9 protein-coding genes are annotated in these 9,501 nt (G+C 70.9%); 4 read left to right on the top strand and 5 right to left on the bottom strand.

Annotated elements, in window-relative coordinates; translation table 11 throughout:
* Positions 1–497 precede the first annotated feature (497 nt).
* Positions 498–2,408: an ABC transporter permease gene (locus ACYVKX_RS04650; RefSeq protein ID WP_460829445.1), complete on the top strand. Its 1,911-nt coding sequence runs from the start codon at positions 498–500 to the stop codon at positions 2,406–2,408.
* A gap of 8 nt (positions 2,409–2,416) precedes the next feature.
* Positions 2,417–3,187, top strand: coding sequence for an ABC transporter ATP-binding protein (locus ACYVKX_RS04645; protein WP_460829444.1), 771 nt, complete (start codon positions 2,417–2,419; stop codon positions 3,185–3,187).
* Positions 3,188–3,502: 315 nt separating this feature from the next.
* Here ACYVKX_RS04645 and erpA read toward each other — a convergent pair whose 3' ends face one another.
* On the bottom strand, positions 3,503–3,862 hold the full coding sequence (gene erpA, locus ACYVKX_RS04640) for an iron-sulfur cluster insertion protein ErpA (protein ID WP_460829443.1): 360 nt from the start codon (positions 3,860–3,862) through the stop codon (positions 3,503–3,505).
* Positions 3,863–3,936: 74 nt separating this feature from the next.
* The gene (locus ACYVKX_RS04635) at positions 3,937–5,019 is read right to left on the bottom strand and encodes a glycerate kinase family protein (RefSeq protein WP_460829442.1); all 1,083 of its coding nucleotides are present in this window, start codon (positions 5,017–5,019) and stop codon (positions 3,937–3,939) included.
* A gap of 17 nt (positions 5,020–5,036) precedes the next feature.
* Between ACYVKX_RS04635 and ACYVKX_RS04630 the strand changes: the two genes are divergently transcribed.
* Both ACYVKX_RS04630 and nadA read left to right on the top strand, forming a co-directional pair.
* Complete coding sequence (locus ACYVKX_RS04630; protein ID WP_460829440.1) at positions 5,037–5,909, top strand: GNAT family N-acetyltransferase; 873 nt, start codon at positions 5,037–5,039, stop codon at positions 5,907–5,909.
* A 29-nt stretch (positions 5,910–5,938) separates the two neighbouring features.
* Positions 5,939–7,123 carry a quinolinate synthase NadA gene (gene nadA / locus ACYVKX_RS04625; protein ID WP_460829439.1) on the top strand — a complete coding sequence of 395 codons (1,185 nt, stop codon included), beginning with the start codon at positions 5,939–5,941 and terminating at the stop codon, positions 7,121–7,123.
* Positions 7,124–7,151: 28 nt separating this feature from the next.
* On the opposite strand, the gene pspAB is transcribed toward nadA, so the two are convergent.
* From pspAB to ACYVKX_RS04610, 3 genes are read right to left on the bottom strand one after another with little or no spacing between them, the layout of a single operon-like run.
* The gene (gene pspAB / locus ACYVKX_RS04620) at positions 7,152–7,730 is read right to left on the bottom strand and encodes a PspA-associated protein PspAB (protein WP_460829438.1); all 579 of its coding nucleotides are present in this window, start codon (positions 7,728–7,730) and stop codon (positions 7,152–7,154) included.
* Positions 7,730–8,641, bottom strand: a complete 912-nt coding sequence (gene htpX / locus ACYVKX_RS04615) for a zinc metalloprotease HtpX (RefSeq protein WP_460829437.1) — start codon at positions 8,639–8,641, stop codon at positions 7,730–7,732. Before htpX ends, pspAB begins: the two co-directional genes overlap by 1 nt.
* Positions 8,642–8,683: 42 nt before the next feature.
* Positions 8,684–9,478: a PspA/IM30 family protein gene (locus ACYVKX_RS04610; protein ID WP_460829436.1), complete on the bottom strand. Its 795-nt coding sequence runs from the start codon at positions 9,476–9,478 to the stop codon at positions 8,684–8,686.
* Positions 9,479–9,501: the final 23 nt, after the last annotated feature.

Genomic DNA, 9,501 nt, shown 5'->3' with positions numbered 1-9,501 from the left:
CCACCCCTACAAGGGATTCTTCGTTCTACGCCACGCTCACAGCCCACACCTCATCGGTGGATCAGGGTTCAGGTGAACGTGACTCGGTGACGCGCTTGGATGTCACGTGGCGTTATGACAATGGGTTGTCGGTCGAGCGTGCGGTTCCAGACTTCGTGTTCCTCACCGACGAGCCCCTGACGCCCGTGGGCGTGGGCGACTTCTACTACCGCTATGGGTCACGAGACGGACCACTGATCGGCCCGAGCGAGTTCGTGGAGGGCTTGGGTCTGACCGAGGCCACGCGGCCATCGATCATGACCTATTGCTCGACGAAGCAAGCAAGAGACTCGGCGTGTCGCACGGGTCGCTCCGGAGTCGAGACGACGATCAGGTTTCCGTTCCCGATGCTGTTGGCAGCCGTCGACCCGACGGCCGAGGCCAAGCTCACGGGTTTGGGGGCCCGTCTGTCGTCCGGCTCGGGCCTGAGAAATGCAGATCTGACGAGCCCTTACACGGTGAGTGGCGAGGTGACGCCGGTGCTGGCGGCCGCAAGGCCAGCGACCGAGTTGGAAGCAGAGGTGCGGCTCTCCAGCGTGAGCGGCGGCGCCGTTGGCAAGGTGCTCAAGGGCGAAGGCGCCACCGCGATGGTGCCCTTGCCGTACGCCGGTGCCCGCACGGTCGATGTCGACGGCGCGGACGCCTACCGCAACCTGGTGAAACAGCTGCGTCGGCTTCCGCGTTACCGCGATCCGAGCAGAGGGCGCTTTGGCCCGAACTCGCTGTCGCAACGATTCGCGATCGGTACGCCCCGCTACCTCCGGCAGGGAGACGAGCTCGTGCCTGCGAGAGTCCCGAACGACATCAGCGAGTCCATCACCGACAAGGGCTTCTCGACCTACGTACCGGCCGGGATGGGCGACGTCGCGGTGCGCACCGCAGAGTCGATCCAGGGTCCGGATGACTCGGGGATCGCACTTCCGGCCAGCGTTCGAATCGTCGGGACACTCCCGTCCGACGCCGCGGCGAAGCTGACCGACGCAACCTCACGGGTCCTCTCCGGCGTCCTCCCCACTGCCTCGACTGGCGCCGACGCCAACTCGCGACAACTGCTCGGGGACAGGGCTCTCGCCCCCTCTCCCAACGTCGCGGGCCTGGTGCAGCCGCCCCCTCTGCTGATCACTACTCTGGCCGCGACCGAGCAGTGGTACCAGGGCTGGAGCCCGTCGGTCGGAGGGAAGCCGATCTCCGCGATTCGGGTCCGGGTCGCCGGAGTGGACGGCGTAGATCCGGTGTCACGGGAGCGGGTGCGGTTAGCCGCCCAGCTGATCCGCCAGCGCACCGGCCTGCAGGTCGACATCACCCTGGGATCCTCAGCCACTCGTGTCCCGGTCGTCGACCCTGCGGGCAAGAGCGGCCGACCGCGCCTGGTGCTGTCGCAGTGGTGGGTGAAGAAGGGCGTCGCCACCACGGTCCTTCGAGCACTGGACAAGAAGTCGCTGGCGATCTTCGGCCTAGTGCTGCTGGTCTCGATGCTGACCATCGCCAACGCCGCGATCGCCTCGATCAGGGCGCGGCGCGCCGAGTTCGGAGTGCTGGCATGTCTGGGCTGGACCCGCGCACAGATCACCGGCCTGGTGCTCCGCGAGATCGCGCTCCTGGCCGTTCTCGCCGGCGTGATCGCCGTCGGCCTGTCCTACCTGCTCGGTGAGGTGTTCGGGACCCCTATCGGGATCGGCCGAGCACTGCTGGCCGTCCCTACCGCTCTGGTGGTCGCACTCATCGCCGGCCTGGTCCCCGTGTGGCGCGCCGGACGAGCCTCCCCGATGACCGCGATCCACGCACCGGTGCCGGCACCACGCCGCGCCACCCTGGTGCGCTCGGTGCTCGCGCTGGCGCGGGTCAACCTGACCCGCAACAAGGTCCGCACCCTCCTGGGCGCCTGCGGGCTCACGGTCGCGGTCGCGGCCTCGACCCTCCTGATCGGCGTCAGCCTCGGCTTCCGCGGCGCGGTCGTCGGAAGCGTCATGGGCAACGCGGTCGCCATCCAGGTCCGGACCGCCGACTACGCCGCCGTCGGCGCCACCCTACTGCTGGCTCTCCTAGGCGTTGCCAACGTGATCTACCTAAACATCCGCGAACGCGGCGTCGAGTTCGCCACCCTGCTGTCCACCGGCTGGTCCGCCCGTGAGCTCAGCCGCGCGACGCTCTGGGAAGCCCTCGGCCTCGGCATGCTCGGCACCGTCTCGGGGATCATCCTGGGCCTGGCCGCCGCGGCCGTGGTCATCTCCGGCGCATCGGCCTCCATCATGGTGCTGACCGCGCTGACGTGCATGGGCGTGGGACTGACGGTGACACTCCTGGCCGCCCTCGGCGCCAGCCAACTGCTGCGCCGGATGCCGATCACCGCCCTACTCACCGAGGAGTGAGCGACCCGATGCCCAACCCTCTCCACCAGGCCGGACCCGACAGTCAGGCGCGGTCGACCACCGCGAACCGGGATGCGCCCAGAGGCACCGAGCACCGAGCCGGCGAACCGTTCATCGTACTGGAGGAGGTCTGCAAGACCTTCCCGACCCTGGACACCACCGTGGTCGCGGCCGACCACGTGTCCCTCCAGATCGCCGGCGGCACCTCCACCGCACTCACCGGACCGTCCGGCTCCGGCAAGTCCACGCTGCTCCATCTCATCGCCGCCCTGGACACCCCGGACTCCGGCTCCATCACCGTCGGCGGACAAGCCATCACCGAGCTGTCCCGCAAACAGCTCCCCGCCTATCGACGCACCATCGGCATCGTGTTCCAACGGTTCAACCTGCTTCCCGCGCTGACCGTCCTGGACAACGTGATGGCCCCACTGATGCCCCGCAAAGCCGGCTTCGACGTCCCCGCCCGGGCACATGAGCTCCTTGAAGCCGTCGGGCTCGCTGGCCGCGACAACACCCTCGCGACCCGACTGTCCGGCGGCCAGCAACAACGCGTCGCGATCGCACGTGCGCTGATCAACGACCCACAGCTCATCCTTGCCGACGAACCCACCGGCAACCTCGACTCGGTGGTCGGCACCGAGATCGCCGATCTGCTTCTCGACCTTGTCGCCTCTCGCGGCGCGACCCTCCTCATGGCCACACACGACGACGAGCTCGCCGCCCGCTGCGACCACCTCGTACACATCCGCGACGGCCGGATCGCTGATCAGACCAGCTGATCGTACGACCGGACGCCCGTGCACGAGGCCGGATCACGTCCGTGGATCCGGCTGAGGCCAAGCGAACCCTCGCTGTTGGTCGAGCCGGTCGTCGCCGGTCGAGACCCCGCCGGTGGTCGAGCTTGTCGAGACCCCCGCGGCCCGCGCACCGCCTCCGGACGCACCTCGGCCCCGGACCTCGGTGAGGTCCGGGGCCGATCTGTGCGTTCGGGCTGCTTCTCGGCTCACCGGGTCTCGACACGCCGGTTCAGGGCCTTCGCAGGCTCAGGCCCTGACGGCTTGCTCGACCACCGACGATTCCTTTCACTGACTCCGTCAGTGGAAGGAGTCGCCGCAGGCGCAGGAGCCGGTGGCGTTCGGGTTGTCGATGGTGAAGCCCTGCTTCTCGATCGAGTCCACGAAGTCGATCATCGCGCCGTTGAGGTAGGGGACGCTCATCCGGTCGACGACGACGGCCACGCCGTCGAAGTCGGTGACGACGTCGCCGTCGAGGCTGCGCTCGTCGAAGAACAGCTGGTAGCGCAGGCCCGAGCAGCCGCCCGGCTGCACCGAGATGCGCAGCGACAGGTCGTCGCGACCCTCCTGCTCGAGGAGGCTCTTCACCTTGGTGGCAGCGACCGGGCTCAGGTTGATGGAGTCGGTACGGCGCTCGGTGGTCTCGGCCTGCTCGGTCATGGGCGGTTCTCCCGAAGTCGATGGAAGGGTCTTACTCGCCCAATGGTCGCACACGGGCGGTTATTCCCGGGCCCTCACCGAGACCAGGTCCGCGCCACGCGCTCGGCGAGCTCGCTCAGCGCGGCGGCCGGCTCCGCGAACGCCCGCTCCTCCCCCACGGCGTCGAGCAGGGAGTACGCCGACTCGACACCCAGTGCCCGCATCTCCCGGGCGCCGACGTCGACCTTGCCGGCGAGCACCACGCAGGGACGCAGCGCGGCGCCGGCGATCTCGGCGACGCCGTAGGGCACCTTGCCGCCGCGGCTGGAGTAGTCGAAGGCACCCTCGCCGGTGATCACCAGGTCGGCGGTCCGCGCCCGCTCGGCGAGTCGCAGCGCACCGGCGACCAGCTCGATTCCGGGCTCGCGAGCGGCGCCGAGCAGCAGCAGCGCGAACCCGAGGCCGCCGGCCGCGCCCGCGCCCTTCTCGAGCGAGGTGCGCCTGTCGGTGGCCGCCGCGAGCTCCTCGAGCCAGCCGTCGACGACCGGCAGCCGCTCCTCGGCGACGCCCTTCTGCGGGCCGAAGACCTTGGCCGCGCCGAACAGCCCGGTCAGCGGGTTGTCGACGTCGCTGGCCGCGACCAGCTCCACGCCCCGGTCACGGAAGGACGCGGGCAGCTCGACCCGCGTGACCCCGGCCAGCCCGGCGACGCCCTCGTCGAGCGGTCGGTCGGCGGTCGCGCCGAGCGCCGCGAGCAGGCCCGCGCCGCCGTCGTTGGTGCCGCTGCCGCCGAGGCCGACGACGACCCTGGTGGCGCCGGAGTCGACGGCCGCGCGCAGCAGCTCGCCGACGCCGTACGTCGACGCCGACTCGGGCCGCTCCTTGCGGGTCAGGTGCAGGCCGCACGCCTGCGCCGCCTCGACGTACGCCGTCTCGCCCACCCGGAGCACGGTCGCCGGGGTCGGCTCGCCGTGCGGGCCACGCACGGTCACCGCGAGCAGTTCGCCGCCGAGCGCGGCGTGCAGCACGTCGACGAACCCCGGTCCGCCGTCGGCCATCGGCGCCAGGTCGACCTCGTCGTCCGGGGCGCGGCGGGTCCAGCCCGCCGCGATCGCCTCGGCGGCCTCGACCGCGGTGAGGGTGCCGGCGAACTTGTCGGGTGCAACCAGGATGCGCATGGACCTAGTCTGGCGGAGTGCTGATCCGGCCGATGACCCCCGACGACGTAGTGGACGCGGAGCGGGTCAGCGACGAGAGCTTCTTCGCCCTCGACACCGCGTCGCGGCGCCCCGGCGAGCCCGCCCCCGAGCGTCGCACTCCCCCGCACCGCGAGGTCTGGACGGAGCGCACCCGGCACCTGGTGCGCACCGACCCCGGCGGCTGCTGGGTGGCCGAGGACGAGTCCGGGATCGTCGGGATCGCCACGTCGCTGCGCCGCGAGGTGCTCTGGTGCCTGGCGACGTACGCCGTGCTGCCCGGCCGGCAGGGGCAGGGCATCGGCAGGCCGCTGCTGGCGGCCGCGCTGCAGTACGGCCGCGGGTGCACGCGGTCGATGCTGTCGGCGTCCGGCGACGCCAGGGCGGCGCGGATCTACCACCAGGCCGGGTTCGAGCTGCACCCGCAGATGTCGCTCACGGGCCCCCTCGACCGGGCCGTCCTGCCGGTCGTGGAGAAGGTGCGGGAGGGCTCCGCGTCCGACATCGACCTGATGGACTCCGTCGACCGCGGGACCCGGGGCGCGGGCCACGGGCCCGACCACCAGCTGATGGTCGGCCTCTGGCCGCTGCTGGTCTCCGACACCTCGACCGGCTCGGGCTACGTCTACTTGAGCGAGCGGGGGTCTCCGGCACTGCTGGCCGCGTCGAACCGGCGTACGGCGACCCGGCTGCTGTGGGCGGCGCTGGCCGAGGGCGCCGCTCAGGTCGACCTGCGCCACGTCACCGGTGCCAACCAGTGGGTCCTCGACGTGGGCTTCGCGGCGCGGCTGACGCTGCGCCAGGAGGGATATCTCGGGCTGCGCGGGATGAAGCCGCCCGCGCCGTACGTTCACAGTGGTGCCCTGCTCTGACGGAGCACCGCGAGAACTAGGATCAGGCTATGACGACCGTGGACCTCCCGCTGCTGCCGCTCGGCCGTGGCGTCGACCTCAACAGCGAGCGGGGCGTCGAGTGCCCGGGCGACCTGCCCGCGGCGTCCGACCCCGACCTGGTGGCGCGGGCCCGCGCCGCGAAGGAGGCGCTCGGCGACCGGGTCTTCGTGCTGGGGCACCACTACCAGCGCGACGAGGTCATCGCGTTCGCCGACGTCACCGGCGACTCGTTCAAGCTCGCCCGCGACGCGGCCGCCCGCCCGGACGCCGAGTACATCGTCTTCTGCGGCGTGCACTTCATGGCCGAGTCCGCCGACATCCTCACCGGACCCGACCAGCAGGTGGTCCTGCCCGACCTCGCGGCCGGCTGCTCGATGGCCGACATGGCCCGGCTGACCCAGGTCGAGCTCGCCTGGCAGGCGCTCGCCGAGGCGGGCGTCGCCGACAGCGTCGTACCCGTCACCTACATGAACTCCTCCGCCGACATCAAGGCCTTCTGCGGCCGCAACGGCGGCGTGGTCTGCACGTCCAGCAACGCCGAGACCGCACTGACCTGGGCGTTCGAGCAGAAGCCCGACGCCAAGGTCCTCTTCCTCCCCGACCAGCACCTCGGCCGCAACACCGCCGTGCTGCAGCTCGGCCTCGCGCTCGATGACTGCGTCGTCTGGGACCCGCACCGTACGGGCGGCGGCCTGACCGCCGAGCAGCTGCGCGACGCCCGCATGATCCTGTGGAAGGGCCACTGCTCGGTGCACGGCCGGTTCGCGCCGGAGGTCGTCGACGAGCTGCGCGCGACCATCCCGGGCATTAACATCCTGGTGCACCCCGAGTGCCGCCACGAGGTCGTGCTCAAGGCGGACCTGGTCGGCTCGACGGAGTTCATCATCAAGACCATCGAGGCGGCGCCGGCCGGCTCGTCGTGGGCGATCGGCACCGAGCTCAACCTGGTCAAGCGCCTCTCGACCGCCCACCCGGACAAGCACATCTCGTTCCTCGACAAGACCGTCTGCTACTGCTCGACGATGAACCGGATCGACCTCCCCCACCTCGTCTGGGCGATGGAGGCGCTGGTCGAGGGCACGGTCGTCAACCGGATCGAGGTCGACCCCGACACCGAGCGCTGGGCGCTGGTCGCCCTCGAGCGAATGCTCGCCCTGCCGCGACTGACGGGGTCGTCCGCCTCTCGCGGGTGAATACGCCGCCCTCAGGCGGACGACCCGGCTACTGGAGACCCGGGGCGCCCCAGACGGCGAGCCAGCGGCTCAGGTCCTGCTCGATGGGCAGCTCGCCGGCGAGCGCGTCGCGCACCTGGATCTCCAGCAGGTTGTCGCGCAGCCGCTCCCCCGGCTTCGGCGCGAACGGGTAGAACGACGCCTGCTTGTAGAGGTAGACCAGCCCGACCCTGCGTCCGGTCACGTCGGCGAACGGCACCAGCGAGCACAGCAGGCCGGGCCCGAAGCCCTGCGCCTCCAGGGAGGAGTTCACCGCGTGCAGGTCGGTGACCAGCCCGGAGATGTCGGCGGGGTCGTGCCGGTTGAGCAGCCAGGTGAACCCGAACTCGTCCCGCGTGACCTCGACCGGCGGCGCCGACGGGCCGGCGTCGAGCAGCGCGACCACGTCGTCCTGGGTCTGTTGGAAGGCCGCGCCCGCGGCGGCGCGGTAGCAGACCGAGCCGGCGCCGGTCGGCTGCAGGCCGAGCTCGGTCTGCAGCGTGATCGCCGCGCTCGGCACCGAGAACAGCACCTCCAGGTTGGCCGGCTTCGGTCGCGACCGGCCGGTGATGACGTCCCAGAGGCCCATCAGGCGGGCCGGTTGAGCTCGGCCTGGATCCTCGCGAGCTGCTCGAGCCGCTGCTCGAGGGTCGGATGGGTCGAGGTCAGCGTGCGCAGCGAGACCCCGCGGACGGCCGGGGCGATGAAGAACGCGTTCATCGCCTGCGACTGCCGCAGGTCCTTGTCGGGGATCTGGTTGATGTCGCCGGTGATCTTCTGCAGCGCCGAGGCGAGCGCCTGCGGCTTCATGGTGAGGTAGGCGCCCGCGCGATCGGCCGACAGCTCCCGGTAGCGCGAGAGCAGCTTGAGCAGCAGGAAGCTGACGGCATACGTGATCAGGCTGACCACCAGCACGATGAGCCACACGGGCAGGCCGTTGTTGTTGTCGCGCCGGCCGCCACCGAAGATCGCGCCGTACTGCGCCCCGCGGGTGAGCATCGCCGCGACGATGCCGGCGGACGACGCCACGGTCATCACCAGCACGTCGCGATGCGCCACGTGGGACAGCTCGTGGGCGAGCACGCCCTCCAGCTCCTCGGCATCGAGCCGGCGCAGGATGCCGGTGGTCACCACGACCACGGAGCGGTTGGGGGTCCGTCCGGTGGCGAACGCGTTCGGCAGGTCGGTGTCGGCAATGCCGACCCGCGGCTTCGGCATGTCCGCGAGCGCGCAGAGCCGGTTGATCATCTCGTGCAGCTCGGGCGCCTGCTCCGGGCCGACCTCGCGGGCGCGCATCGCCTTCATCGCGACGCGGTCGGAGTTGTACCACTGGAACCACACCACGCCGAGGCCGATGACCGCGATGAACGGCGCCCAGCCGATCGGGAGGATCGCGATCAGCAGCGCGATGATGCCGACGAAGAGCGCTCCGAGCAGGACGATGACCGTGGTCATCCGGGCGGTCAGCCCGGCGTCGCCGACGAATCGAGATCGTGCCATGGGTCGATTCTGACCGATCCGTCCAACACCGAGCGGACCAACTCAGGCCTGGTTGCCCTCCGGCCGCTCGACGGACTCGGGCCCGGCATCGAGGATGTCCTCGCCGGCCTCGGCAGGCTGGATCGCCTGCGGGGGCGGCGGGGCCGACCCGGCCTTGAGGGCGGCGAGCTCGGCCTCGACGTCGGCCTGCGAGCTCAGCGCGTCGAGCTCGCGGCTGATGTCGTCGCCCGGCCCGGCGGTCACGTCCTCGAGCGCACCGGAGGCGATCAGCTCGTCGATGGCGCCGGCGCGCGCCTGCATCTGGGCGGTCTTGTCCTCGGCGCGCTGGATCGCCCGGCCGACGTCGCCGAGCTCGTCGCCGATGCCCGACATCGCCTCGTTGATCCGGGTCTGCGCCTCGGCGGCGGTGTACGTCGCCTTGATCGTCTCCTTGCGCGTGCGGAACGACTCGACCTTGGCCTGGAGCCGCTGCTGCGCGAGCGTCAGCTTCTCCTCCTCGGCCTGGAGCTGGGCGTGCTGCGCCCTGAGGTCGGTGATCTGGGTGGCGAGGCCGGACTTGCGGGTGAGCGCCTCGCGGGCGAGGTCCTCGCGGCCCACCGAGATCGCCCTCTGGGCCTGGTCCTGGAGCTTGGCGCCCTGCTGCTCGAGCTGGTTGATCTGCAGCTCGACGCGCTTGCGGCTGGTGGCGACGTCGGCCACGCCCCGGCGTACCTTGGCGAGCAGCTCCTGCTGCTTCTGGTAGCTGTAGTCGAGGGTCTCGCGCGGGTCCTCCGCGCGGTCGAGCGCCTTGCTCGCCTTCGACTTGAAGATCAGGGTGAAGCGCTGCCAGAGTCCCATGCCGGACAGCGTAGTAGACGACC

The organism is Nocardioides hungaricus (assembly GCF_054782915.1).
This window is presented reverse-complemented; position numbering and strand designations above follow the sequence as displayed.